Here is a 25,395-nt window from a genome sequence, read left to right on the forward strand (position 1 = left end):
ATGCCTGCTCGTGAGCTGCGGGAGCTCCCCGACGCCCTGCAGCTCGACCGGTGGACCGGCGCGAGGGTCGCGCAGTGAGCGCATTTCATCATGTTCAGCGCTGCGCGGCCCCGCCGGGACATCTACCGGATTCCCACACTTCCACTGACAGAAAGGAATACGCCCGATGCCGTGGATTTTCTCGCAGCTCTGGTTCTGGCTCAGCCTGCTGGGCTGACATCTTCTCCAGCCGTGCCGGTGGGTGCCTGCGTTTGTCGATCGACCTGGCACCCACCAGAAGCGCACCGAAGTTTCACGTTCCGGCGTCGTCGACGTCACAGCCCACAGTTTCTCTCGGTTTTGACAGGAGTCGAAATATTGTCCGACAGAACTCGTTTCAGATCCATCGCCGCGATGATGGCCGTCGCAGCGTGCACGCTGTCGGTCAGCGCGGCACACCTGCTGGTGACGCCGCCGACTGCCTCGGCCAGCCCGGAGCAGCCGTGGCTCGACGAACTGGTCACCGACTGCCCCGCCCTCTACACCCTCGCCGTCCAGGGGACGGGACAGTCCTCGCCGGATGCGCCGATCAAGGCCGACACCGGAATGCTCGGAACGGTCCTCGGCCCGGCGCTCGAGGCCGCGCGGGTGATCGGTTCTTCGCTCGACCGCGCGTACGTGCCGTACCCGGCTGCATTCGGCGGTGCCGTCCCCGGCGGTAAGCAGCCCTACACCGTCTCGGTGGAGGAAGCCGCAGCCAACCTCGAAGCTGCCGCCGAGAAAGTCGTCTCGAGCTGCCCGACAACCCGATTGGCCGTCGTCGGCTACAGCCAGGGTGCGCACGCCGCCTCGAATTTCCTCGAGGCGGTCGGCGCGGGCACCAGCGCAATCTCAGCGGACAAGGTTGCGGTCGGCGCGCTGTTCGGTTCGCCGACCAGAGGTGCCGGGTCGCCTGTCTTCCCTGGCAGCAGTAGCGACGACCCTTCCCCAGCTCCCGGCTCGTCCGGAAACCACGTCGCCGAACTTCCCCCGGTCTCCGCCCCTGCACCCGCTGGCTCAGGCATCGGCCCGGCCAGCGACGTCGTCTCCAGCTACGGATCGCTCAGCGGGCGGGTGGCCTCGATGTGCCAGACCGGCGACCTCGCGTGCGATGCACCCGCGAACGCCCCGATCGCGCGAGCGGTGACCAATGTCGCCGGCCAGGCAGAGGTCGGCGGTGACCCGTTCCGCGCCGTGTCGTCCATCGGCATGGCGTTGGCGTCGACATCGTTCGGCGTCGCGGTCGACGTCATCAACGAGGACGTCTCGGTACCGAAGAACTCCCTCGAGAATCTGTCCATCGCACCGAAGAAGTCGCTCTCGCAGCGGTTCGCCGAAGCCTCGGACCCGAAGGCAACGCCTCCGACCGGGCAGGAGGCCATCGCAGCACTGACCAAGGTCGGTCTGGTCGCGGTCAATGCCGTGGTGTCGGTGGCGAAGAAGGTCATCACGCCGCAGACCATCGCCGAAGTGTCCGCTGCCGGCTTGTCCAATCCCGCTGCAGCATTCGCGGTGATCGCAGCCAAGACCGCCAAAGCGGTCATCGAGCTCGTCCCGCCTGCAACATCGAAGCGGGTCGTGCAGCAGGCATTCAACGTCGTCAAGAACGAGGTGACGGCCAACAAGGATCTGTTCGACCTCGCAGCGTTGACCTCATACGCCAACACCATTGCCGCACATACCGGTTACGGCACTGCGGCGGCGACTCCACAGGGCGAATCGACGACACAGTTTGTAGCGGACTGGCTCGCGGCCGCCGCAGCCGACTTCGGTGACAGTTCCACCGACACGACGACGTCGTCGTCTCCGTCGAGCTCCACCACGACACGCACCGCAACGCCCACAACCTCGACCGCAACTACCTCGGTGCTGCCCTCGACTCGTCCCTCCACCACGTCCGGAACCGTCACCTCGCTTCCGGCTGCAACCCCCGTCCAATAGCTCCACCTACACGAAAGGTCCACTCCTTCATGGGCACTCACAAGATTCCCACTCGGTCACTGACCCGAATCGCCACCGCCACGACCGCAGCATCGGTGATGGCCGTGTTCTGCTACGGCACCGCATCGGCCGCACCGGGTGACGCCCCGGCAACCCAGGGCGACATCACCACCGCAGCCCCGTCGACCCAAGGGCCCCTGACCTCCGATGCACCGTCCACACAGGGTGAACTGACCGCACCCGCCCCGCAGCCCGAAAAGCGTGTCTACTGGGTTGCACCGCCCGTCCAGTACGACCAGACCGAATGGCAGACCTGGGACGCGTACTACGACAACGACTCCACCAGCACCAACAACAGCGGCACGGCGACGACCTCGGACAACTCCGGTACCACGGTCGAGCCTGCAGAACCGGTCGCTCCGGCTGAACCCGCAGCTCCGTTGGACGTGAGCACTCTGCACGGCCCGACCGCCGTCGAAGACCCCACGAACCCGACCGCCGCCCCGGACAAGACGGTCAAGTTCGGTGACTACTACGCCGACCAGCCCAGCTGGCTCACCGACGACGCACGTGACCGCACCAACAACTCCACGGCCGTCATCGAGGCGCAGGTGACCGACTTCTGGCGGTCGATCGGTGTCCCGACCGACCGCGCCCAGCGACTCGGTGCCGCCCAGATCGCCGCAGGCGGCGCAGGCCTGGTCACCGGCGCTGTGGCGGCCGGTGTCCCCGGTGCTGTCCTCGGCTCGCTCGCCGGCGGAACCATCGGCGGTATCGGCGGCGCGCTCGCCGGCGGGCTGATCCCCATCGCCCCCGGCATCGCACCGATCACCACCGGTATCGCCGGCACCGCAGGCGGAGCCGCGATCGGTGCACTGGTCGGCGGTGTACCCTCGGCCGCGATCGGTGGCGCAGTCGGTCTCGCCACGGGCGTTGCGCTCGGAACGACCTACGGTGCAGGCGATCTCGGTGAGCCGCAGAAGATCGAACTGCCGGACTTCCCGCAGCCTGCACCGGCACCGGCACCCGCCCCTGCGCCGGCACCGGCACCGGCACCCGCCCCTGCGCCGGCACCGGCACCGGCCCCGGTCATCGAGCAAGCCGCCCCGGTCTGGACCGTTCCGGACAACCCTGTCGACACCGCACGCGGATTCGTCACGACACAGATCGCCGGTGGCCAGCAGGCACTCGACACCGTCGATGCCGCTGTGGTCGACGCGACTCCGGCGGTACAAGCCGCTGTTGCCGACGCAACGCCTGTGGTGCAGGCCGCTGTGGCAGATGCAGCACCCGCCTTCGCTGCCATCGACAACGCGCTCGCGGCCGCCGGATTGTCCAACCCGCTCGCTCCGGCAGTGCCTGCCTGACCTATCCAGTGACCTGCTTCGGGAAGGCCGCGTTCCGACCGACCCGCACGCGGCCGGAACCGGCCTTCCCGAAGCTCCCCACTCCACCCGAACCCCTCGCGCTCTCATCGAACGTCTCAGGGACACAGGAGAAAACAATGGCGACCGACAATCACCGCGACAGCACGATGCTGTTCCCTGACCCCCAGGAAAACTTCGACCACTCGCAGTGGCAGCCGGCCGCAGACTCCGCCGTGCACCCGTCGATGACCCCCGCACCTCCGCTACCGGCGATGCCAGCAGTAGGCGAGAACAACTCCCCCACAACCGATCCGGCACACGACCTCGACACCGAACACGACTATGCCGATGCCGATTTCGGCGACATCGCCCCCGAGACCGTTCCCGTTCCGTACTGGGTAGCCGCGCACGTCCCGGCCGACCGCCTCGTGATGGACCAGCCGCAACGCCGGTTCCGTCGCCGTCGCACCGCAGCCGCGCCGACTCCCCCCGTCGACGACGCGACCTCGCAGCTCCCGGTATCGCCCGCGCGCCCGCGTCGACGGATCTCCCCGACGTGGATCGTCGCTGCCGGCGTCGCGGCCGCCGCACTGATCGGTGCCGTCGTCGTCGTCAACGGCCAGGACGACGCACCCGACACTACGAACTCGACCGTGGTGGCTGCCTCGACCGCCGCACCGAGAGCGAGCACCACCGCGCCCACCAGCGCCGCCCCCGCTCCCTTCTGCACCGCTGCCAGCACCCCCGACGCCACGACCACCGACGCTGCCGGGGGACGCGGAAACGCGGTCGATGTCATCGCAGCGTTCGAGCACGCCTACTACGTGGAGCGGTCCGGCGCAGCTGTCGCCTCTCTCATGGTCTCTCCGGCACCACCGGAACGCATTCAGGCCGTCATCGACCGCACCCCGGCCGGTACCGAGCACTGCGTGACGATCGCGGCCACCGACAACCCGGACGTTCATGCCGTCGCTCTCGCGCTGCGGACACCGTCCGGATCGGAATCGGCCATCGCCTCCCGGATCACCACCGTGCGCACCGGCGCGAACTACGCCATCAGCAACGTCGAGGAGGTTCGGTGAGCACTGTGGTTCCCATCCGCCCGGGCAAAACCCCACCGCCGCAGCAGGTCTGCATCATGGTCGGGTCGTCCGCAGGTGGTGCGTCCTCGACCACCACCGCCCTCGGGCTCGCGACCGCCATAACCACACCGAAGTTCCCGGTCGTGGTGGCCGACGCCACCACCGACGGCGGAAACCTCTTCGAGCGCGCCGCCGCACACACACTCGACAACCCGATCACCGCCGGCCTACCCGTCAGCAGCGCCGCCACCACCTCGAACGCAACAGTGTGCGGACCGACCTCGGACCGCAGCGACCTGACCCTGATCGACAGCATCTTCGCCTCACGCGGAGCAGCGCGCATCTACGACGTCGGCACGGCCCTCGACGCACCGCGCGTGGCAAGCCTGCGAGGACAGGCCGTGCTCGTCCTGACCGCCATCGCACGCGCCGAACCACTCACCCGCCTACGAGGACGCCTCGAGCACATTCGCGCCGCCCACGGGGCGACTGCGCTCGCTCGCACCGTCGTGGTCATCTCCCACACCATCCCAGCCGGCACCGTCGATCTCACCGCCGTCCGCTCCGGACTGAGCCCTGTTCTCGCCGCACTGGTCGAGGTGCCCTTCGACAATGCCCTGGCTGCACCCGGATTGTTCGATCACCGCCGCGTGGCCCCGGCCACGACGGCCGCATGGTCCACCGCCGCATCTGCCGCGCTGGCCCTCTCACTCGCCGCCGCCGACCTCGAGACCGACCAGCAACGAAAGCGAGAGCAAGCATGACCGAGACCATCGACACCACAGACTCAGCGACACAGTGGATCTCACCGTCACTGTGGCTGCTCGGTGCCACCCGCGAAGCAGGGGTGAGCACCCTCGAACAATTCTGGTCCTTCACCGCTGACAGCGAAGGATCGTGGCCACCGGGCGACGACCGCGAACGCGTCTCCCCCTACGTCGTCATCGTCGCCCGCGACAGCTTCAAATCGCTCACCGCCGCACAGAATCTCGCACTCGCACACCAGCGAGGAGAAATCGGGGCCGGATCGGAGCTCCTCGGGTTGATCACCGTCGCGTCGGCCCCCACCTTGGACAAACCGATACGCCAACACCGCGACGTCGTCGGTGGGGCGTTCGAGCAGTCCTGGCACATCGGATGGCACCGAAGCTTGCTGTCGGCGTCCCTGGATCGGCTCCCACGCTGGCATCCCCTCGCCGCCGACGCAACCGCCCCCAACCCAGCACTACCGACCGATATCCACACCGTCGGCATCGCCCTGACCAACGCCGTACACGCACGCATCCCGGCACTGTTCACCGGACAAGTTGCCTGATGAACACCGCACTGACGATCAGCGAGACCCTCGCTCACGTCGAATTCCGTCCGACCGAGAGCACGATCCCGCCGCCGATAACGGATGTGGGAGCGCTGCTGCGGTACATGACGGTCGGTGCGTGCATCGCTAGCGGAGCGGCGTGTGTGTTCGAGTTCGCCCGCCTGGCATGGACGTGGAAACACGAGGACGGCCGCGAGGCCCAGGACCTGAAATGGCTTGCCCTGTCCGGGCTCTGCCTCATTGTCTCGGTCACCGCCTACCAAGCCGTCCGCTCCATCACATGACGTCCAACGCCTCTGTTCAGCAGCCCGATCGGACACGTAACCGCACTGACGAACCCAACGGAAAGGCTCGGTGACCACACATGATCCTCATCGACACTGTCCAGAGCGCCGTGACGCTGGCGCAGGATCCGCTGCCCCCACCGACCGGGCCATTGAAGATTCTGCCGCTCTTTCGGGGGTTGATGCTGGCCGTGTGCGTCCTCTGTGGAGCAGCGTTTGCTATCGCGTTGAGCCGCATCGCGTGGGCTCGAATGAGCAAGACAGGCTGTCAGGCCAAGACCACGAAGGTGCTGATCGGGACCGTGGTCGCAGGCCCTGTCTCGTTCGCCGCCTACGAGTTCATGGGGTGGATCGCATGATGGCCGCGCTCGGCGCACTGCCGATGCTCGGGGTGCTCACGCTGTCGATCTACCTGGCCTGCGCGATCGGGGTCCTGGTCGCGTTGGGCCGCATGGCACGGACCCGCAAGCACCACGACGGCCGCGAGGACAAGAACACGAAAATGCTGGTCGGATCCATCCTCGGCTGCCTGATCATGGCCGGCACCTACGGCCTCTCGCCCTATATCTCGTAACCAGTTCACCGTTGCTGCCTCACAACGAGTTTCGGACCGCAGTACTGATGCGACCGATGTTCACCGCTTCACCGAACACGACACGAAAGGCTCGATGATCGCCCATGATTCTCGCAACCGCACAGGCCGTGCAGGACTTCTCGGTCCAGGCCATCGAATTCAACGTCACCGCCGAACTCCCGCCCGGCGCGAACGGACTGCTCAAACTGTTGAACTGGCTCTTCTGGGGAGTGCTGCTGGCCTGCATGGCCGCGATCGTGTTCTCGGGCGGAAAGATGGCCTGGGAGAAGTGGAATCAGGGAACGATCCAAGCCCCGAAGATCCTCCTCGGCGCTTTGGTCGGCGCGATCGTCTCCGGTAGCGCCAACGCCATCCTCAACGCAGTCGCCGGCGGATGACCGGGGCCACCGACGCCGGGACTGTCCTGGCCATGCCCGCCGATGTCGTCGAGAACATCAACACCGCCCTCGGGTGGATGCTCGGGCTCGTCGCGGTGGCCTGCGTAGGAAAGATCATCTTCGTCGGTGCCCGCATGGCCTGGGATCACCAGCACACTCCCGGTGTCGAATCGCCTGTCTCGGCCGAGTTCTTCGCCGCGGTCATCGGCTGGATTCTCGCCGCCGTCGCGGCCGGAGGTATCGCCGCTGCCCTACTGGACGCGACCGGCACCGTCTCGAACGATCCGCAACCGAACCCCAGCGTCGTCGACGACATCGAACGCATCAACCCACCTCTGAAAGGCGGACAATGACCATCGCCACTCACCCCCGCACAGGCCGTCGATACCTGGCCGCAGGTGCGGCCACCGCGATCACGGTCGGCCTCCTGCTGGCCGGTTGCGGCCGCGACGAGACAGAGCCGCAGAGCGATGCTCCCGCAGCACCGAGCATCGATCTTCACCGTGCCCCCGATATCGCCTCCTGGACCACAGCAGGGAGCATTGCGGTACCCCTGGGCGCAGTGGACGGACCGACCTCGTCCCCTGGGGCACCGTTCGCCGGCTACACCCAAACCCCGCAAGGGGCAGCGCTGGCCGCGATCGACCAATCGGTCCAGCTCGCCACCGCCGTCGACGGACGATGGGCGGAAATCCTTCCCGCTGTCAGCGTTGCCGGCCCTGGCCGCGACCTGTGGGCCGGCAACCGGGCCTTGGTCTCCACCAGCGGCATCGATCCCTCCGTTGCCCCCGAGATCGTCGGCTACACGATCGAGGAGTACTCGGCCGACGCAGCCGATGTCTCGATCGTTCAGCGCTTCCCCGACGACTCGCTGGCCTCGACTCTGACCCCGGTGACCTGGTCCGGCGATGACTGGAAGCTCACTCTCCCGGTCAGCGACACCAACCCGGTCGAGGATCTGGCTACCCTTCCCGGCGACATCGTCGACCTGGAAGGAACCAGACCATGACCGAACCGCACTACGACGAGAATCCCACGCCTGCAACAGAACCGACCGAGCCCGAAGGCAAGCGCATCGGCACCGTCGGCTGGATCGGCGTCGGAATGGTGGTGGTCATCATGCTCGCCGGCCTCGCCGTGAGCCTGGTGGTCCTCTCCCGCGACCAGGACACACCCCTGGTCCCCCTCGACGACGGCGGCACCGCGGCGCAGGTGACCCCGCAGGACACTGCCGGATTGTTCGAGCCCGATCCCGAGTTCGATTCCCTCGACCGGGTGGTCTACGTCCCGAAGGACCCGAACGGGGTCGTCCTCGAGCAGAAGACCCCACCTGCCGGCCGCACACCCGACACCGCTCCGGAAGGGGTGATGCTCCAACGGGTGCACGGCAACATGGTGCTGCCGTTCTCCACCTCGGACGGGCCGACTGCTATCGATTCCTCTGGTGTGGCAACAGGATTCAGCCACACCCCCCAGGGTGCGGCGTTGGCTGCGGCGCACTATCTCGCATACGTCACCTCCGGAAACGATCGCATCGACATGATCGCAGCGTCGGGTCAGGCCGACGATCCGACCGGCACCAACGCGGAAGCCAAGCGCTACAACGCCACCGGCGTTCTCGGCTCCGTCGCGGACGGTTCCGCATACGTTGCGCTGCCCTCCTTGAAGTTGAACTACACCGACGCCCTCACCCGCGTCTGGTTCGGCTACACCGCCACCCTCAAAGATGGCGCTACCCAGTACCGGCGCGTGTACTCGGACTTCGTCTGGCGCGAAGACCGTGGATGGGTCCTGCAAGTCCGGCCACTGAACTCCCCGCAGGGTCCGACGGTCGGTGGCAGTGCCGACTCGACACCGTTCGAGGCGGGCTGGCTGACATGGTGGTGATCGGGCGTCGACTGCACACACTTCTCACCCATTCGCTGCGCGCGGTCTTCACGTTCGCAGCCGTTCTTGCCCTGGTAGCAGGCAGTGCCGGTATCGCTGCCGCACAAGATCCCGCGCCACCAGCAGAGGATCCGTCCTTTCTCGACCAGGCGGGCGCGGTCTCGAAGTGCTTGAGCCCGTACGGTGCCATCGCATCTGCCGTAGGCGAGATCGTGGACGCCGCCTCGGGAACCGAGAGCGAACCGACCTGCATCGACACTGCGGCGGATGTTGCGGCCGCACCGGTCAACGCCGTCAAGAACGCCGCCGAAGGCGCATTCGAGAAAGCCGGTCTGAGCTTCGGTGAGGCCGGGGGCGCGGCCCTGAAATTCGCTCTGGGCTGGTGGATCGAGATCCCCGGCCAGAACGAACAGGCATTCCAGAGCGTGCTGTCCACTGTCGGCGGCTACACCTACGACATCCAGCTGGCGTTCCTCATCGTCTCGATCATCCTGCTCGGCGGCAAGCTCGCCCTCGCCCGATCGGGAGCAATTCGGCAGGTCTCGGAGGAAGGATTCCGCCAACTCGCCCGTGCCACGATCATTTCCGGTTCCATCGGCTTCTTCGTGGTCATCGGCACCCGGATATCGGACGGGGTCAGTAGCTGGTTCATCACCTCCACCGTCGGGGACGATCCCGCCAAGCTCGTCGAAGCAATGGTGCGGATCACGGTGTTCACCGGATCGGGCGGCATCGCGATGCTGTTCGTCATCGGACTGATCGGAATCCTCGGCGGTCTGCTGATGGCGTTTCTGCTCATCATGCGAATGGGCATGCTCGTCGTCGTCTCGGCGTTCCTGCCGATCGTCGCGGCCGCCGGCGGAACACGCATCGGTGCGGGCGCATACGACCGCCTGATCGCATGGACGCTGGCGTTCCTACTCTTCAAGCCGGTCGGCGCGTTCGTCATCGGAATCTCGGCCATGCTCTTCGCCCAGTCCGCACCCTCGCAGGAAGCCGACGGCGGCATCATGACCGCCGTCGTCGGAGCACTCCTGCTGGCCTGCACCGCACTGGTGTTGCCATCGCTGATGAAGCTGCTGCTTCCTGAAACCTCGGGCGGTGCAGGCGGTCTCGCGGCCGCTGCCGCTCTCACCGGTGCCGCGGTCCAGATCGGAGGCATGGCCGCGACCGGCGGTGCCAGCGCAGGTGCGGGCGCGGCCGGCGGCGCAGCGGGCGGCGCGGCCGGCGGCGGCGCAGTCGAGGGATGGGCTCCGTCGAGCTCGTCCGGATCGGTTCCCGCGTCCTTCGGTGTCGGCCCCTCCGGTGGAGGCGGCGGCGGAAGTGACAGCTCGGGGCCGAGCAGCGGCGGATCGGACGGCGGAGGCGGATCGATGCCCAGCGGCACCGGTGCAGGCGATTCCGGCGCAGAGACAGCAGGGCGGGCCACCGACGCCGGTGGACCGGCCGCAGGGGGTGGATCGGCCCCGGATTCCTTCGGGTCCGGCGTCGACGGAGCAGCCGACCGCAACCTGGGAAACACCAACGACGACAGGGGCTTTCAGATATGAACCACCACTGCGACAACCGTGATGAGCTATCGGCCGGGGTGCATCGGTCGATCGCATCGAGTGCAACGCTGGTGCCTCGTCGACCAGCCGGATGGCAGCAGGATCCAGCGTTCTGGACTGCCGCCCGCCGTGTGGCGGCCGCGATCGGTGTCACCGACCGGACGGGCAGGACGATTCGATGAGCAGCGAGCGCAGAGTCCCGACCACCTACGGCGCGTGGCGATTGCCGCGTTCGGGCGGTGCATTCGGTGTGAGCTTCGCAGTGACCATCATCGGCATGGGCGTGGCCGTGGCCATGATCGCCACGTACCTGTTCACACGGTCGCTGATGGCCTCTGGCCTGGTGGTGGCCGCGGGTGCGGTGGTGCTCGTGCCGATGGTGATGAACAAGGACGGTCAGAGCGGACACCGCCGATTCTCCGGCTGGCGTTCGGCTCTGACCTCGCGCCGTCGCGGGGAAGACACCTACGCCTCCGGTGCCTTCTCGAAGGTGCCCGGCGGGATGCTGCGGCTACCGGGTGTGCTCGCCGGTACCGACCTCTACGAGGCGATCGACTCCGCCGGCCGCACGTTCTCCATGATCCACATGCCCGACAAGAACATCTACACCGTCGAGCTCGCCGCCGAGCCGCAAGGCGGAGAGAACTTCGACCAGGAACACCTCGACCGCGCGGTGAACAACTGGGGACAGCAGCTCACCGCATTCGGCGACGTCTCCGACATCCCGTTGGTGGCAGCAGTACTCGAAACCGTTCCCGATACCGGCACGGTGCTGATGGAGACCGTCCGCGGCCGGGTGCGCCGCGACGCCCCCGAGCTCGCGCGGCAGTCGATGTACGAAACAGCGACCGGCACCGCCAAAGGCGGCGTCCGAATGGCCGCCCGCCTGGCGATCACCTTCGAGGCCCAGACCGACGAGCGTCGCAAGGACCCCGCCGAGCAGGCCGTGGAGATCGCCCGTCGACTTCCCGAAATCACCTCCGCCGCAGCCGCTGCCGGGGTCATCTGCACCCCTATGACCGCCGACGAGGTCGCCGGAACGGTGCGCCGCTCCTACGATCCCGCTGCTCTCGAAGCCGTCGAGGCGGCTCTCTACTCCGGTCAGGGCACCGGCTTGAACTGGGCGGACTGCGGGCCCCGCACGGCGTTCCGTAAACGCGATCGCTACCTGCACGACGGCGCGGTGTCGGTGACCTGGGAAATGCGGGCTGCACCGAAACGCGCAGTCACCGAACGCGTCCTCGAACGCCTGATCCGCCCGCACGCCGAGCTGCCGCACAAGCGGGTGACGATCATCTACCGCGTCCACCCCGCCGGCGAGGCCGCCGATGTCGCCGCCAGCGACTACCGCAACGCCCGCGCCCGCCGATCCGGACGCACCGGCCTGGACAACATGAGCGACGTCAACGACGAGCGCGCCGCCAATCTCGCCCAGCAGGAACAGTCCCTCGGGCACGGCATGACCCGGTTCGCGGTCCTGATCACCGTCACCGGACCCGCCGAGAGCACCGACGTTCCCCGCATCGATGCCATCCTGCGCGACGTCTCGGTCCAGGCGCTGCTGTCGGTGCGGCGCAGCAACTACTGGCAGGACGCGGCATTCGCGGTCGGTCTCGGGGTCGGGGTCTCCGCACCCGAACACACCTCCCTGCCGCGCCTGGCCGACGGCTGATCCACACCCGCAACCACCACTGCCGCGTTGTCGACCGATCGAGAGGACCACCCCGGTGCCCACCACCCACGCCCGCCCGCCCAAGCCCGCATCGACCCGCGTCGACAAATACAAGGTCATGTCCGACGAGGAGCGGGCCGCGCTCGAACGGCGGTGCGCGGCCGCGACCGGTATCACCGCCTTCTGGCTGCGTGCCCGCCTCAACCGCGACGCGAACCATCGCCGCAACCGGGACCGCGACCTGGCCCTGCTCGGTGACGGCACCGATCCGGCGCGGTTCACCGAATCCGACGCACGCGGATTCAAAGGCGCGAGCAGCGGCCGCATGGCCATCGTGTTGCCGCCGGTGGAGTACCGCGGCACCACCAAGCAGGTCGCGGGGCTGTATCCGTGGATCTTCGGTGCCTCCGCACCGATCCTCGGACCGATCCTCGGACCGCACCTGTCGACCGGCGCTCCGGTCGGCTTCTCACCGCTCGCTGCGAAAGAGCGCGGCGCGATCACCGCACCGGCGTGCATCATCATCGCGCTCAACGGATTCGGTAAGTCGACCCTGCTGCGCCGTATCGCGTTGGGAGACATCGCCGCCGGTATCCGGGTGATGTGGCCCGGCGACGTCAAGCCCGACGGACGCAAGCTCACCGAAGCGGTCTGCACCACCGGTGTCAACGAAGTCGGTTACGGCACAGGCTCGTTGAATCCCCTCGATCCCGGTCCGATCGGGGTCGCTCTGGCCCGGTACGTCACCATCGACCCGGATCTGCGTCGCCGCTACGAGTTCGCGCTGCACTTCCGTCAGGTCAACCTCGTGCTGGCACTGTGCGAGATCGTCCGCCGTTCTCCGTTGCAGGACTACGAAGAAGCGGTCATCGACTCGGGTATCCGACTGCTCTACACACCCGTCTCGGGCGGTGGCCGCGGACACGACGTCGAGCGGCCCGCGCGCCTGTCGGACCTGCTCGACCTTGTCGACAGCTGCCCCGAGGAACTACAGAACGACGTCGTGGCGGACAGCGAAGAGGAGTACCGCGGGCAGGTCAAACCGCTGCTGCGAACGCTGCGCGCGCTCACCAAAGGCCGGTTCGGGGAAACGTTCGACTCGAATACCACTGTCCGGATCGACATCGACAACCCCTCGACCTGCCTGGACATGTCCGCCGTCCCCGAAGGCGACTCGTTGATGCGTGCCGCAGTGCTGGTCTCGGGCTGGTCGGAGTGCTTCGCCGCCGTCGACGCCGCGCACCTGCGCGCTACCAGCGGCAACGGCCCACACCTGGCGTTCTCGATCCTCATGGACGAGCTCTGGCAGGTCCTCTCGTGCGGTCCGACGATGGTCGACCGCCTCGACGGTGTCCAACGCCTGCAGCGCACCAAAGGCGTCGGCGTCATCGCGGTCACCCACTCGGTGGCCGACCTCGAAAAAGTCGGTGCCTCAGGATTCTTCGAGCGCTCCCGCGCCCGCATCATCGGCCCCATCCCCCGCAGCGAGGTCGCTCGCCTCTCCGAGGTTATGCAGTTCTCCGAGCGGGAGAAGACGATGCTCACCAACTGGTCGGACTCGGCCGACCTGGGTTCGGCCGCGACCGCGATGACCGCGGCGCGGATTCGCTGCAAGCACTGCTCACGGTCGCTGCTCTACCTCGCCGGCACCCAGACACCGGAATGGGTGCACCAGGACAGCGAAGCTCGGTACTGCGACGCCGTCGACCCGCAACAGGACGCGCACTTCGAGGCGCAGGACACCGACCGCATCGCCGAACCACTCGAAGCGGTCAAGCAGCCACCCTCCGGGATGGGGCACTTCCTTCTCAAGCTCGGTGAAGGCGGCCGCCCCGGTGTCCCGTTCCGGGTGTGGGTGACCCCGGCCGAGAAGAAGTCGGGAATCCACGACACCGATGAGCGGCTCGACGCGGCCGCCGAAGAGCAGCGCCGTGCGGCGGTGACCCGATGACCGCGTTCGGTGGCGGTGAGCGCCGCAAGTACCGGATCGTCGACGACGCCACCCGCGATGCCGCGATCGGCACCGTCTGCGATGCGATCGAGAAGGGAACCTCGTTCACCGCGGCCTGCAAGGTCGTCGCCCAGCACCTCGACGTGGCCGAAACGACGGTCCGCGGTTGGGTGAACGACTCCGGTCGGCGCCCGCGCGCCGATTTCGAGCAGGTCCTCGAACTGCGCCGCGCCCTCGAAGCCGCAGCCGAGCTCAACCACCGACTCGCCGCCGGGCGCACCAGCGGGTCGATGTTCGGGACGGCGACCAGCTGATGGCGTCCTCGTCGTCGTCCTCCTCCTCGTCGGCCGTGATGGGCGTGCTCGCTGCCGTCGTGGCCGCGATGATGGGCCTGGTCGTGATGATGGCCTTCCTCGCGCAGGACGAAGAGGACCAGGCCGCGATCGGGGCCCTGGACTGCATGCCCGGCAGTAGTGCGACCGGAGCGAGTCCGGGCAACCTTCTTGCTGCGCCCGGGTCGTTCATCAAGCCCGTCGACCCCGCCCAGGTGACGTTCACCAGCGGCTTCGGGATGCGGTGGGGATCGATGCACAAAGGCATCGACCTTGCCGGCCCGATCGGAACCCCGATCTACGCCGCCGCCGACGGCACGGTCAACGCCGCCGGCGACGCCTCCGGCTTCGGGCAGTGGGTCGTGCTCGATCACGTCATCGATGGCAAGACCATCTCCACCGTCTACGGGCACATCGACACTTTCACCGTCGCCGCCGGCCAACCCGTGCGCGCCGGGCAGCTCATCGCCACCATCGGCAACCGCGGCCAATCCACTGGCCCGCACCTGCATTTCGAGATCTGGGACGGTGGCCACGCCGGCGGGCAGGCCATCGACCCCCTCGCCCAGTACGAGGCCGCCCCGGCACCGGGGCAGGCTCCCGCTGCGCCGAGTCCGGCACCGGCCGCCCCTGCTGCTCCCGCTGCCCCGGTCGACCAGCTCGCCGGCGCTACCGCAGGCGGCGGTGACCTCTCGGCTCCGACACCGGCGTCGATGGGTTCGGAAGCGAACTTGCAGGTCGGCACCAAACGGTTGATGCGCGCCCTGGCCATGAAGTTCGGGGACCGGCTCGACTCGCTCGGCGGGTGGCGCGCGAACGGCGGAGCGGCCACCGATCACCCCGAAGGCCGCGCCGTCGACGCGATGATCCCGAACTACTCCTCCGGCGAAGGCGTCGCGCTCGGCAACGAAGTCCTCGACTACGTCATGGCCAACGCGGACTTCTTCCACCTCGAGTACGCGATCTGGCGTCAGACCATCCATTTCCCCGGCCAGGAGCCCTCGCTGATGGAGGACCGCGGCTCGGACAACGAGAACCATATGAATCACGTCCACATCACCGTCGACGCCTCCGGCTTCGACGACGCCGGCACTGTCTGGGGACAGCTGCCCGGCAGTGGCGGTTCGGGGTCGAATGCTGCGGCCACGAGCCCGGGCTGCACCGTCGCCGGCGGAGGCCTCGGGGAAGATCTCGCCGACGGATCGGTCCCGCCCGAGTTCGAGCCGTGGATCCGCAAAGCAGGCGGGATCTGCCCGCAGATCAAGCCCTCGCTCATCGCCGCTCAGCTCGACGCCGAGAACGGATTCGCCTACGGCGCAAACGCTCCCGTCTCCTCCACCGGTGCCGGTGGGCCCGCACAGTTCATGCCGGGCACCTGGGCGACCTACGGCAAGGACTACGACGGCGACGGACGCGTCGACGTCAACTCCATCGGGGACGCGGTCATGGCCCAGGGCCAGTACATGTGCGATATCGCCAAGGCCATCGACGCCGGTATCGCAGACGGCCGCGTGTCCGCACCGAACGGACCCACCGAGCTCTATCTCGCCGGCTACAACGCCGGCGAGGGAGCCGTGCTCTCCTCCGGCGGATTCCCCACCGGCTCCACCGATTACGTCGTTCAGACCCGCCCGTACGCCGACAAGATCATCGCCGGTGAAGCCAAGTACAGGAAGCAGAACTCATGAACGCTCACACTCGCGGCACCTCACCGGCCCGTCGACGCCGCGCACTCGCCGCGGGCATCGCCGCGGCCGCGGTACTGGCCATCTCCGGCTGCGGGGGCTCACCCGATTCCGATCCGATCCCCGAAGGCACCGACGCCCACGTCCAGATCGACCCGCTCGACCCCGCGGGCCTCGATGCCTCCGGTGCCGCGACGACAGCGATGAACGCCATTCTGTCCTGGCAACCCGCCGTCGACGCCAGCAAAGCCGACGCGCTCGCCCGCGCACGGCCCTGGATCACCACACCCCTGATCGACACCCTCGATGCGCCCCAGAGCACCACCGAGCTACGTCCGGACCGGGAGTGGGACGCCTGGGCCCGCTCGAAAGACACCCTCACCGCCACCTGCTGGCCCGTCGAAGGTGCCACCACCCCGCCGGCCGGAATGCGGACGGTCATCGTCGACCTCGAATGCCGGCAACGAGTCCTCCACGCCGACGGCTCGTCGACGCAGCGGCCCGTCGAACCCTGGCGGGCAACGGTCATCACCACCCCGAACGGATGGAAACTCTCCGACTTTCGGTACCGCACATGACCGAACCACCGCCACGCCAGCACATCACCCGCTCGACCACGACGGACAAAGGAGCACCGACCGTGACCATCACACCTTCGACCACCATTCACCCCCTGGACGCAGTGGGGAGGTTCCGGCTCTGGGCTGCCTGCGCGGTGGCCGCCCTGGTGCTGTGGGCGGTATGGACCATCCCGTTCCCCGCCGCCGCCGTCGACGCAGTCGCGGCCAGTGACGATCCCGCGGTGCGCGGTGCCGTGAACAGCGGGTGGTGGGCGGTGATCGTCGCCGTGTGCGCGGTGGCCTTCGGATCGCTGATCGCCGTCGTCATCGACTACCAGCGGGGCCGAGACTGGCCGCTCACTGCCCTGCGATCGGCCCTCAAACTGCTTGCCATCGCCGCCGGTACATGGTGCCTGTGGACGGTCATCGTGTCGGGCGCACTCGATGCGGCGGCTCGATCATGAGCGAGCGAGATCGACACCAGCACAGGGTAGCTCGGCCCGAGCACATCCCGGGCGACGAGGGTCGAATCGACACGACCGACCGCATTCACCGGCAACTGTTCTCCGACTATGTGCCCGCACATCGACACCTTCGGCCGCCACCTCCACCGGAGCGAACTGTCGGACAGCGCAGCAGGGACTACCGATGACTCACTCCGCCGATGACGCGATCGCGCACTGGACGGTCCTGATCGCCAAAGCAGAAGCCTTACAGAACGTTTCGACCACCGACCCACAACACGACACCCCACCGAACACGATCGAGGAGTACCGATGAACGTCACCCACACCATCCCGACGGTGCGCCGGGCCGCAGGGCTGTGCGCCGTTACCGCGGCACTGCTGCTGGCAGGATGCTCGACCACCTCCAGTCAAGGCGCGACCGGCAGCGATACGCAGGCATCGGAAACCGTCGACGGCTCCGCGATCGCCCTCACCAGCAATCAACGCCTGGACGACGGCGTGGACCCGGGAGTCCTGTTCGACACGGCCCGGCGGGCGATGGAGACGGTCCTGTCCTTCGAGCCGGGCCCCGATAGCAGTGAGGCCGACGCCCTCGAACGGGCGAGACCGTTCCTGACCGACGAACTCGCGAACTCCACTGCTGCACAGCCACGTCCGGTGAGCGGTCTGTGGCAGATGGTCTCCGACGCCCACCAGCAGGTGAGCACACGCTGCTACGGCGGTCAGTACGCGGTCCCAGAAGACGCGGTGACCATGGCAGTGGATCTGGACTGCAGACGGCTGATCCATTCCGCCGCCATCGCTGAGCCCGACAACGATCCCGCCGCCAGGACCTACGACACCCGGCAGGTCCGTGTTCGGGTCACCGACACCGGCCACGGCATCCGCGTCAGCTCGTACACCCCCTGAATTTCGGCGCGCGCACCCGAGGAGAACCATCGTGAACAACGACGTCAAAGATCCCACGACCGACACCGCCAGCACGTGGCTGCTCGGCGGCATCGCCGGTGCCGCAGTCCTGATCGGCGGCGGAGCCGCAGTATCGCTACATCTGGGCACCGCCCTGTCAGATACCGACCAGAGCGTCCCCGCCAACCCCGCCGACGTGATCTCCCAGCTCTACACCGGCGATCTGGTGTGGCCGACCGGCGCGACAGTAGTGGCGACGTTCTTCGCACTGGTGCTGATCGTGCTGCTGGTGACCACGGGTCTGTTCTGGCGACGCCGACGCAATCGCAAGACTCACATCGACGACGCCGCCCGCTACATGGGATCGGCCCGAGACATGAAGGATCTGTCGGAGAAGGCCGCGTGCTCACACGCAGCGTCGATCGGCACCGATTTTCCGGATGGGACGGTGCCGGGCATCTACCTCGGACGCATGGTGCACGGCGGCATGAAGCTCTACTCGACCGTGGAGATGACCTCGGTCGACATCTGGGGCCCACGATCGGGTAAGACCACCTCGCGGGTCGTGCCGGCGATCCTCTCGGCGTTCGGGGTGGTGGTGACCACCAGTAACAAGCGCGACGTCCTCGACATCACGCGTGTCTTCCGCGCCCGTTCCGGGCGGGTCTGGGTGTTCGATCCTCAAGCGGTGGCCAACGAGGCACCTCGCTTCTACTGGGACCCCATCGCCTGGGTGCGTTCGAGCGCCGCCACGGCCGAGACCGCCGAAGCGCTCGCGACGGTATCGCTGACCAAGACCGAGCCGGAGATCGACGAGGACGGCGACGGTTTCGTCGACACCGCCCCCGGCGGCGATGGCGACGCCCAGGCCAGCGACGACACCGCGGGTACGGTCTTCGGCCTCGACTACGTCGAGGAAATGGGACTGACCGAGACCGAGCAGCAGGAGCTCAGCCTGCGCGGAGGGTGGGAACTCAAAGCCTCCAAACTCGCGCACCAATTTGCGATCAGCGCCGACGGCGATGCCGCGAAGAAAACGGACTTCTTCGACGCGATGGGCGAGGATCTTCTGACAGGCCTGATCATCACTGCGGCCGTGGCCGAGCGCCCCCTTCCCGAGATCTACCGATGGGCGGGCAAACCGGAAAACCGTGAGGCACTGACGATCCTCGAAGACGACGGACGGTTCCCCGACATCGCCGCGGGTCTGCGTGCCCACTACAACGAGACCCCCAAGACGCGAAGCAACATCTTTGCTACCGCCCGAAAGATGGTGAACTGCTTGAAGTTTCGCACCATTCATCCGTGGGTGATGAAGATGAGCGAGAACGACACCCGGCCGAGTTTCGACGCGGACGCCTTCGCAGCCAGCGATGCCGACAGCTTGTACCTGCTCTCGAAGGAGGACATCGGCTCGGCCGGCCCCCTGGTCACAGCGTTCACCATCGCCGTCAGTGACGCGTTGGTCGCCCGCGCGGTCAGGGAAGGCGGGCGACTGTCGCGCCCGGCTCTGTTCGCTCTCGACGAGGCCGCCAACGTGGTGCGCTGGGACGAGCTCCCCAGCTTGTACTCCCACTACGGATCCCGCGGACTGATGCTGATGACCATTCTGCAGTCCTGGTCGCAGGGCGAAGCCTGCTGGGGCAAAGAAGGTATGCGGAAACTGTTCGGAGCGGCGAACATTCGAATCTACGGCGGTGGTGACGTCGTGGACGACGACCGATTCGTGGAGAACATGTCCACCGCGATCGGAGACCACTACGAGATCACCGGATCGGTCTCGCAGACCAGCTCCGGACGCACCGTGAGCCGCCAGCGATCGACAGTGCGGACCCTTCCTGTCAAGGACATCGAATCATGGCCACGCAAAAGGGCATTGGTCCGCGTATCCGGGCAGCGGCCGGTGATCGTGGAAACCACACCGTGGTACGAGGGACCGTACGCCGAGCTCGTCAACGCCCTCAACAAGGGCACGCCGCTCCCCGAAGCGCGGCTGACCCCACGCCAACGCACCGCACAGTGGTGGGCGAAACGGGGCCGCACTGACGATGACTCGATCGACGCAGAGGTCGATTCGGTCGAGATCACGACCTCGACGGACGCACCGTCCCTGCCCCTCTCCGCAGCTGGTCCGTCTCTGCGCAAGGCATCGGGACTGCGCTACGACCCCAGTGACCCCACCGCACCACGAGCCGGACAATCCACCGTCTCGCACCGGGATTCGGACGCCGTCAGGACACAGTCATGAGCGAACCACCCGTCGACGACTACTTCACCGAGCCACCCCACGAGGACGGCGAACCCAGCGACGTCGACTACGACAGCGAACCCGACTACGCCGATCATGGTGACGAACCGGCGTCGTCGCCCGCCTCGATCGACGATCTGGTCGAGTTGGTGGGCTCGCTACGTCAACGGCTGCACCGTGAAGCGGAGCTGATCGCAGAAACCACCCTGTCGGAACATCTCACTCCAGAGCTCTACCGCGCCCTCCGCGCGAACACCGACCCCGGAGTTCTCGACGCGATTCGCGCGAACACCGACGCGACATCGCCGCCGGCTGCCCAGCAGAAACCGAAAGCACCCGAGACGTACTTCCAATCGCTGGACGAGTTCGTCGACCAATGGCTGTTCACCGTGTACCGACGCGAAGTGACCGACACCAACGAACGCCGATGGTGCTCTCACTGGCGTCGACACAGCGAAGCGGTCGCCCGTATCGACGCGATGTGGCACGTGTTCGAGGTACTACGCACCGATCCCGGGCTCGGTGCCAGTGTGCTGTGGAAAGACCATCTCGACGTGCACATGGAGCACCTGATGTCCCCGACCGGGCCGTTCGAGCACTGCTCGGTTCGAGAAGGCCACAGCGACCGGATGACCCGACTGCCCTCCGAACCCGCCCATCCGGACGCATCGTCGTCCACCACAGCAACGGATGCGTCGGTGGCCGCCGGCACCGCGACAGAACACTCACGCACGGCACGGACAGGACAGCACCGATGACACAGACCCAGACAGAGACAGTTGCCGCGATCGGCTCGTTCGGTGACGCGTTGCGCTGCATCCCACCCCACGCTTTTCCTGAGGTCACCGATCAGGTGCAACACGTCGTCGCTGCTGCGTTGCAGTGGTTCACCGTCACCGCTCCGATCGTGAGCGGGACGCACTGCATAGGTCTGAGACCGTCGCCGGTCCCGGACGTTCTCCTCGTGCTGCCGGAGGTCACTGTCGATCGCGTGTTGCGCCCGGCCACCTTCCGCACGCATGTCCGACAGCTGCGGCATGCCGTCGGAGTACGCGAGAGACCAGCGAGGGAGACCTACAACGATCTCGTCCGCGACGACAAAAGCCAGATCTACGGGCTCGATGAGCACGGCCAATCCCCGGTCACAATCAACAGAGACTTGCTCGGTCCACTGCTCGGAGACATCGTGCACGCGCGGGCCTGGCTGAACACGTACGGAACCAAGGCCGGCTACTGGTCCTACCTGTTCATCGCGCAGTGCCTCATGGTCGCCGCGATCGACAGTCTCGCCTCGCGCGCCGCGCTCGTCGACGCCCTGCGCGCCTCCGCAGAGACAACGCCTTCCACGACCACTTCGAGATGGAATCGCCACCACAGCGCCTTATCGACCTCACCGACCTCGTGCCCGAAGCACAGGCCAGACAAGGACACTCGCTATGACATCACCTGCCCCCGACACCCTCACCGACGACCTCGCGCGCGCCGTCCGCACCGGCGTACAGGTGGCCATGGCCGCTGGCGAGGCGATAGCGCGTCGACGAGAGGAGCGGCAACGCCAGGCCCGCGAACGCTCCGTCGAACACGGTCGCGCCCTCGACTCTCGCATCCGGGCCGAACGCACAGCGGCCGATGCGTACCTGCGTCCGACGTTCTCCGACCGGTGGTGGACTGCTGCCGAACCGGACACAGTCGCCCAGGCATATCGCACCGCACATGCATGGAAGAACGAGTCACCGGTGGCCGCCGAGGCGGTCACGAACTTGGACGAGCAGCTCTCGACCCGCTACGGCATCGACACCACTGCTCTCGCCCGAAGCGAGACCCCCGACATCGCCGCCGAAGTCGCAGCCCTGATGGCCGAACGCCAGGAACGAGAGGAACTTTCACAGTCCTACATCGACCGAGGGTTCACAATTCTGGAGGATCCGCCCGCCGGCCGAGGACACATTCCGGTGTGGGATCTGCAGCAATCCGACGGAGCTCCAGTGAACGAGTACCTGATCGACGCCGACCCTGCTCGATGGGCGGTGTACCTCTACCGCGAGCACGGCGAGTGGGACCCCACGTACTACTGCACCGACCCCGAAGGTGCCGGGCTCACTCGGCCCACACCGCCGCTCTACCTCGCCTACGAGGACTGGTGGTGGGAGATGGCAGCCGAGCACCAGATCGCCGAAGTCTACGAACAGCTGGTCTACAACGGGTCCCCGTACGGCATCGCACACGTCGAAGAGCAGATCGAGCGGCACTACGGCCTCACCGCCGCCGACTACCGTGGCCTACCCGACGCGCTCACCGATCGGCTGCGAGAAGTCAACGCCGACCGCGATCCCGACGCCGTTCCCGAGAAAGCGCAGAAGGAACGAGACGACGCGGCAACAGCGATCGCACAGTCGCCGTCGCCTCGCGTACGCGTCTCCGAGCAACCGACCATCGCCGCCGACCCGACGGATACCGACCTCGCCGCGCAATGGGCCACCACAGCGCTACCCCGCGACGCCGAGCGCTTCCTCTACGGAACCGGTGATGGCAAAGACGCCGCGGCGCAGACCATTACCACCGCCTGGGAGGTCGAACAATCGAAGGCGTGGGCCATGAGCAACGCGCCCGCACTGGCCGCGCAGTTCTCGCAGAGCGAAGCATCAGCGAACCGCGAGGACTACCTGACGGCACGAACAGAACTGATCGACGAATGGAGCAACGCCGGGCGGCCGAAGATCGACCTGGACCCCCAGGGCCCGATCTACGACTCCCGCGCGCGGCGCGCCCGCGACGCCGAAGCACTCCTGGACGCCGGCGTCGACGCAGACATCGTCGACGCCCGAATGCTTGCCGACGTGCAACAGGCCAAGCCGCTCTCCGAGGCCCTCGATCCGTCCACCACCACCCCGGTTCTCGACACCGTCAACGACCCCGGCGTCCGACGAAAGGAACGCGGACGCAGCACCGACAAACGGCCCGGCCTGGAAAAGTAGCCAACCCATCTACCTTCACCAGGTAACCGCTCGCCGTCTACATCCACACGAAAGGACCTCCACGAGGTGACACCGGTCAACGCAACCGCGACCAACGACATTCGAGCCCGATTGGGCACCGGATGGGAGACAGTGCGCGCCATGATCCACCGCGACGGCGAGTGCGCCGCGTGCGGTGTGACACTCGGAGACCAGGACGTCGCGGTGTCACTGCACGAGTCCGACAGCTCACTGCTGACGGTCGTCCCGACCCATGCCAGCTGCCGCCGTGCGGACTACCGCACCGGCGGGACAGTGTCCGTCCCACACCCGTCGTACAGGATCACCGCCGCGGTGCTCCAGGCACCGGCGAAAGACAAGCGCCGCAGCCTCTCCCGGCGCAAGCGTTCGACCACACCGAATGCCGACCGGCCGCAACAGGCGCTACCGCTGGTCATCATCAACCCCAGTCGCGACATCCACGTCGGCACCTGTGAGGACGGCGTGTGGCGATCGGTCGCGCAGCTCAATCCCCAATTCGACTGCCTCGAACCGGTGCCGGCGCGGCCGAGTGTCGACGGCACGGTGACCTGGGGTGCCGACCTACGAAGCGATGGGACCGTGGAGGTGGCAGCACCGAGCGGCGCTCGGTACCTCGCACCGCTCAACCCGACCATTGCCGAGACGCTGCAGGCGGTGGGCCGGGCATTGGTCATCCTCACCGACCGCGTCGACGTCGAAGAGCTCGCCGCCGGCGTGGTCGGCCTGCATGACGTTGCCGCGGCCGACGACGCACTGTGCGCCGTCGCCGCCCTCGACGCGCTCCCGGCAACGGTCCCCCTACCCAACGCCACGGGGTTCACCCCCGGGCCGGGCAGCGAAGTGCTCAACACCACCGGCAAGGTGTCAGCGGCCCTGCTGGACACCGAATGCAGCATTCGTGCGGTACTCGGCAACGACGACTGCGTCCAGCTCGCCCCGCTCCCGTTCCCAATGCTGTTGATCGAACCGATACGAGCGATCAGAGTCCCCGGCGACGTAGGCACAGGAGAGGTCAAGCTCGACGTGGCCCTGTCGTACGGAATGCGGCTCATCGACAGCGCCGGTCCCCCGGCGTTGCGAGATTTCACCGTCACTCGAACCGGGAAGACGATCACGCTGAGAGCCTCCGATGGAGAGGAGATCGGTGTCGGTTTGCTCGACGCAGTTCCGCAGCGGTGGCTCGACGCACTCGACGGCTTCGGCGGCGAAAATATCGCCGTCGTCTACGGTCCGGTCATCGGCGTCCGACCCGAACAACCGGGCCAGCACTTCCCCGAACACGACCGCTTCGCCGAACTCAACTCTTCACGCGAACAAGGAATAGTCGCGTGGACCGTCGCGCGATACATCGACAAGCCCTGAACACAGCTACTCGACAACAACTGACGCACCGAACGGGAACGGCCTGTTCGGTGCGTCAGCTCTTTCGAAGCCCGGTGTGCCCCGAGATCCGTAGTCTGAAAAGCAGATCGGGAGACGGGCGTCCTCGCCCACGAGCATCGACCGGATACGGCACCGGTGCGAGAAGGGGTGACGAGTGCAGGACCACAACACGTCAGAGCCGACAGAGGCCGCAACGACGCCGGCACAGGCACCGTCGGCAGCGCAGACGTTCTTTCACGTCGATCGGGGTGGAACGCTCGCGGGGACAGGCGGGGTCATCGATCTGAACGGTGGCTTGTCCGAGCACGGTCGCAGGTATCACGGTCAGCTAGGCCTTCCGATGTTTGGATCGGTGGGGTGGGCCGGTCACAGCTCTGCCGTCGTGTCGAACGAGCTCCTGATCGAAAATTTTTACGAGCTCTACCGCCGCACCATGCATCCGGGCATGCCGTCGCGCTTCCTTTCCCTGTTCGCGTTCGACTCTGTCGGCGAGGCCCAGGGCTTCTGCGCCAAAGTAGGCGGTGCCCCGATTTGGGAGCTGTCCGTACCGGCAGGGGCGGTGATTCACCGGGGCGACATGAACTGTCTCCACGTCGGGACCTACGACGTCATGATGGACTGGGCCGACAAGTACTGGACCGGGCAACCGAGCCCCACGCCTGAGTGGGAAGTACTCCTCGCCCTCCCAGTGACGGCGACGCTCACTCCGGTCCCGTGATCAACACCCTCCGCAGCAACTATCTCTTATAGACGCTCGATCCCTTCTGAACACG

The 25,395-nt window shown here is 67.0% G+C and carries 26 protein-coding genes; all 26 read left to right on the top strand.

Going from position 1 to position 25,395, the window contains the following annotated elements; genetic code table 11:
• Nucleotides 1-357 precede the first annotated feature (357 nt).
• The 26 genes from CH262_RS03030 (at nt 358) to CH262_RS03165 (ending at nt 25,340) form a co-directional block, all read left to right on the top strand.
• Nucleotides 358-1,959, top strand: a complete 1,602-nt coding sequence (locus CH262_RS03030; protein WP_094716853.1) for a cutinase family protein — start codon at nt 358-360, stop codon at nt 1,957-1,959.
• A 29-nt stretch (nt 1,960-1,988) separates the two neighbouring features.
• Nucleotides 1,989-3,326 (top strand): hypothetical protein, encoded by a 1,338-nt coding sequence (locus CH262_RS03035; RefSeq protein WP_094716854.1) that lies wholly within the window; start codon nt 1,989-1,991, stop codon nt 3,324-3,326.
• 137 nt (nt 3,327-3,463) lie between these two features.
• Entirely contained in the window at nt 3,464-4,408 is a 945-nt protein-coding gene (locus CH262_RS03040; RefSeq protein ID WP_094716855.1) for a hypothetical protein, read from the top strand.
• Nucleotides 4,405-5,172, top strand: coding sequence for a hypothetical protein (locus CH262_RS03045; RefSeq protein ID WP_094716856.1), 768 nt, complete (start codon nt 4,405-4,407; stop codon nt 5,170-5,172). Before CH262_RS03040 ends, CH262_RS03045 begins: the two co-directional genes overlap by 4 nt.
• Nucleotides 5,169-5,723, top strand: a complete 555-nt coding sequence (locus CH262_RS03050) for a hypothetical protein (RefSeq protein ID WP_094716857.1) — start codon at nt 5,169-5,171, stop codon at nt 5,721-5,723. Before CH262_RS03045 ends, CH262_RS03050 begins: the two co-directional genes overlap by 4 nt.
• The gene (locus tag CH262_RS03055) at nt 5,723-6,010 is read left to right on the top strand and encodes a hypothetical protein (protein WP_094716858.1); all 288 of its coding nucleotides are present in this window, start codon (nt 5,723-5,725) and stop codon (nt 6,008-6,010) included. The genes CH262_RS03050 and CH262_RS03055 overlap by 1 nt, the downstream gene beginning before the upstream one ends.
• Nucleotides 6,011-6,090: 80 nt before the next feature.
• Complete coding sequence (locus CH262_RS03060) at nt 6,091-6,369, top strand: hypothetical protein (RefSeq protein ID WP_094716859.1); 279 nt, start codon at nt 6,091-6,093, stop codon at nt 6,367-6,369.
• Entirely contained in the window at nt 6,357-6,584 is a 228-nt protein-coding gene (locus CH262_RS03065; protein WP_143547052.1) for a hypothetical protein, read from the top strand. Before CH262_RS03060 ends, CH262_RS03065 begins: the two co-directional genes overlap by 13 nt.
• A 104-nt stretch (nt 6,585-6,688) precedes the next feature.
• Nucleotides 6,689-6,982 (top strand): hypothetical protein, encoded by a 294-nt coding sequence (locus CH262_RS03070; protein WP_094716861.1) that lies wholly within the window; start codon nt 6,689-6,691, stop codon nt 6,980-6,982.
• A complete protein-coding gene (locus CH262_RS03075; protein ID WP_094716862.1) occupies nt 6,979-7,335 on the top strand; it encodes a hypothetical protein in 357 nt (118 codons plus the stop codon). The genes CH262_RS03070 and CH262_RS03075 overlap by 4 nt, the downstream gene beginning before the upstream one ends.
• The gene (locus CH262_RS03080) at nt 7,332-7,991 is read left to right on the top strand and encodes a hypothetical protein (RefSeq protein WP_094716863.1); all 660 of its coding nucleotides are present in this window, start codon (nt 7,332-7,334) and stop codon (nt 7,989-7,991) included. The genes CH262_RS03075 and CH262_RS03080 overlap by 4 nt, the downstream gene beginning before the upstream one ends.
• The gene (locus tag CH262_RS03085) at nt 7,988-8,869 is read left to right on the top strand and encodes a hypothetical protein (protein WP_094716864.1); all 882 of its coding nucleotides are present in this window, start codon (nt 7,988-7,990) and stop codon (nt 8,867-8,869) included. The genes CH262_RS03080 and CH262_RS03085 overlap by 4 nt, the downstream gene beginning before the upstream one ends.
• On the top strand, nt 8,860-10,419 hold the full coding sequence (locus CH262_RS03090; protein WP_094716865.1) for a hypothetical protein: 1,560 nt from the start codon (nt 8,860-8,862) through the stop codon (nt 10,417-10,419). The genes CH262_RS03085 and CH262_RS03090 overlap by 10 nt, the downstream gene beginning before the upstream one ends.
• A 178-nt stretch (nt 10,420-10,597) precedes the next feature.
• On the top strand, nt 10,598-12,091 hold the full coding sequence (locus tag CH262_RS03100; RefSeq protein ID WP_094716867.1) for an SCO6880 family protein: 1,494 nt from the start codon (nt 10,598-10,600) through the stop codon (nt 12,089-12,091).
• Between the two features lie 55 nt (nt 12,092-12,146).
• Entirely contained in the window at nt 12,147-14,042 is a 1,896-nt protein-coding gene (locus tag CH262_RS03105) for an ATP-binding protein (RefSeq protein WP_094716868.1), read from the top strand.
• Nucleotides 14,039-14,356, top strand: coding sequence for a hypothetical protein (locus CH262_RS03110; RefSeq protein ID WP_094661994.1), 318 nt, complete (start codon nt 14,039-14,041; stop codon nt 14,354-14,356). The genes CH262_RS03105 and CH262_RS03110 overlap by 4 nt, the downstream gene beginning before the upstream one ends.
• Before the next feature lie 71 nt (nt 14,357-14,427).
• The gene (locus tag CH262_RS03115; protein WP_094716900.1) at nt 14,428-16,062 is read left to right on the top strand and encodes a M23 family metallopeptidase; all 1,635 of its coding nucleotides are present in this window, start codon (nt 14,428-14,430) and stop codon (nt 16,060-16,062) included.
• The gene (locus tag CH262_RS03120) at nt 16,059-16,637 is read left to right on the top strand and encodes a hypothetical protein (protein WP_094716869.1); all 579 of its coding nucleotides are present in this window, start codon (nt 16,059-16,061) and stop codon (nt 16,635-16,637) included. The genes CH262_RS03115 and CH262_RS03120 overlap by 4 nt, the downstream gene beginning before the upstream one ends.
• 62 nt (nt 16,638-16,699) lie before the next feature.
• Nucleotides 16,700-17,083, top strand: a complete 384-nt coding sequence (locus CH262_RS03125) for a hypothetical protein (RefSeq protein WP_143547053.1) — start codon at nt 16,700-16,702, stop codon at nt 17,081-17,083.
• A 184-nt stretch (nt 17,084-17,267) separates the two neighbouring features.
• Nucleotides 17,268-17,399, top strand: coding sequence for a hypothetical protein (locus tag CH262_RS28040; protein ID WP_256988675.1), 132 nt, complete (start codon nt 17,268-17,270; stop codon nt 17,397-17,399).
• Nucleotides 17,396-17,995: a hypothetical protein gene (locus CH262_RS03135; protein ID WP_094716872.1), complete on the top strand. Its 600-nt coding sequence runs from the start codon at nt 17,396-17,398 to the stop codon at nt 17,993-17,995. Before CH262_RS28040 ends, CH262_RS03135 begins: the two co-directional genes overlap by 4 nt.
• 31 nt (nt 17,996-18,026) lie before the next feature.
• Nucleotides 18,027-20,243: a type IV secretory system conjugative DNA transfer family protein gene (locus tag CH262_RS03140; RefSeq protein WP_094716873.1), complete on the top strand. Its 2,217-nt coding sequence runs from the start codon at nt 18,027-18,029 to the stop codon at nt 20,241-20,243.
• On the top strand, nt 20,240-21,001 hold the full coding sequence (locus CH262_RS03145; protein WP_069973124.1) for a DUF4913 domain-containing protein: 762 nt from the start codon (nt 20,240-20,242) through the stop codon (nt 20,999-21,001). The genes CH262_RS03140 and CH262_RS03145 overlap by 4 nt, the downstream gene beginning before the upstream one ends.
• Nucleotides 21,002-21,679: 678 nt before the next feature.
• Entirely contained in the window at nt 21,680-23,218 is a 1,539-nt protein-coding gene (locus CH262_RS03155; RefSeq protein WP_094716874.1) for a hypothetical protein, read from the top strand.
• 66 nt (nt 23,219-23,284) lie between these two features.
• Nucleotides 23,285-24,601, top strand: a complete 1,317-nt coding sequence (locus CH262_RS03160; RefSeq protein WP_094716875.1) for a hypothetical protein — start codon at nt 23,285-23,287, stop codon at nt 24,599-24,601.
• Nucleotides 24,602-24,776: 175 nt separating this feature from the next.
• Nucleotides 24,777-25,340, top strand: a complete 564-nt coding sequence (locus tag CH262_RS03165) for a hypothetical protein (RefSeq protein WP_063216997.1) — start codon at nt 24,777-24,779, stop codon at nt 25,338-25,340.
• Nucleotides 25,341-25,395 lie beyond the last annotated feature (55 nt).

It is taken from the genome of Rhodococcus sp. 05-2255-1e (assembly GCF_002259025.1).
GTDB classification, from domain to species: Bacteria; Actinomycetota; Actinomycetes; order Mycobacteriales; family Mycobacteriaceae; genus Rhodococcoides; species Rhodococcoides fascians.

Coding starts and splice junctions, on each gene's coding strand:
- CH262_RS03035 (WP_094716854.1), top strand. CDS start 1,989: ATGGGCACTCACAAGATTCCCACTCGGTCACTGACCCGAATCGCCACC.
- CH262_RS03040 (WP_094716855.1), top strand. CDS start 3,464: ATGGCGACCGACAATCACCGCGACAGCACGATGCTGTTCCCTGACCCC.
- CH262_RS03050 (WP_094716857.1), top strand. CDS start 5,169: ATGACCGAGACCATCGACACCACAGACTCAGCGACACAGTGGATCTCA.
- CH262_RS03055 (WP_094716858.1), top strand. CDS start 5,723: ATGAACACCGCACTGACGATCAGCGAGACCCTCGCTCACGTCGAATTC.
- CH262_RS03060 (WP_094716859.1), top strand. CDS start 6,091: ATGATCCTCATCGACACTGTCCAGAGCGCCGTGACGCTGGCGCAGGAT.
- CH262_RS03070 (WP_094716861.1), top strand. CDS start 6,689: ATGATTCTCGCAACCGCACAGGCCGTGCAGGACTTCTCGGTCCAGGCC.
- CH262_RS03075 (WP_094716862.1), top strand. CDS start 6,979: ATGACCGGGGCCACCGACGCCGGGACTGTCCTGGCCATGCCCGCCGAT.
- CH262_RS03080 (WP_094716863.1), top strand. CDS start 7,332: ATGACCATCGCCACTCACCCCCGCACAGGCCGTCGATACCTGGCCGCA.
- CH262_RS03085 (WP_094716864.1), top strand. CDS start 7,988: ATGACCGAACCGCACTACGACGAGAATCCCACGCCTGCAACAGAACCG.
- CH262_RS03090 (WP_094716865.1), top strand. CDS start 8,860: ATGGTGGTGATCGGGCGTCGACTGCACACACTTCTCACCCATTCGCTG.
- CH262_RS03100 (WP_094716867.1), top strand. CDS start 10,598: ATGAGCAGCGAGCGCAGAGTCCCGACCACCTACGGCGCGTGGCGATTG.
- CH262_RS03110 (WP_094661994.1), top strand. CDS start 14,039: ATGACCGCGTTCGGTGGCGGTGAGCGCCGCAAGTACCGGATCGTCGAC.
- CH262_RS03115 (WP_094716900.1), top strand. CDS start 14,428: ATGGGCCTGGTCGTGATGATGGCCTTCCTCGCGCAGGACGAAGAGGAC.
- CH262_RS03120 (WP_094716869.1), top strand. CDS start 16,059: ATGAACGCTCACACTCGCGGCACCTCACCGGCCCGTCGACGCCGCGCA.
- CH262_RS28040 (WP_256988675.1), top strand. CDS start 17,268: ATGACTCACTCCGCCGATGACGCGATCGCGCACTGGACGGTCCTGATC.
- CH262_RS03135 (WP_094716872.1), top strand. CDS start 17,396: ATGAACGTCACCCACACCATCCCGACGGTGCGCCGGGCCGCAGGGCTG.
- CH262_RS03145 (WP_069973124.1), top strand. CDS start 20,240: ATGAGCGAACCACCCGTCGACGACTACTTCACCGAGCCACCCCACGAG.
- CH262_RS03155 (WP_094716874.1), top strand. CDS start 21,680: ATGACATCACCTGCCCCCGACACCCTCACCGACGACCTCGCGCGCGCC.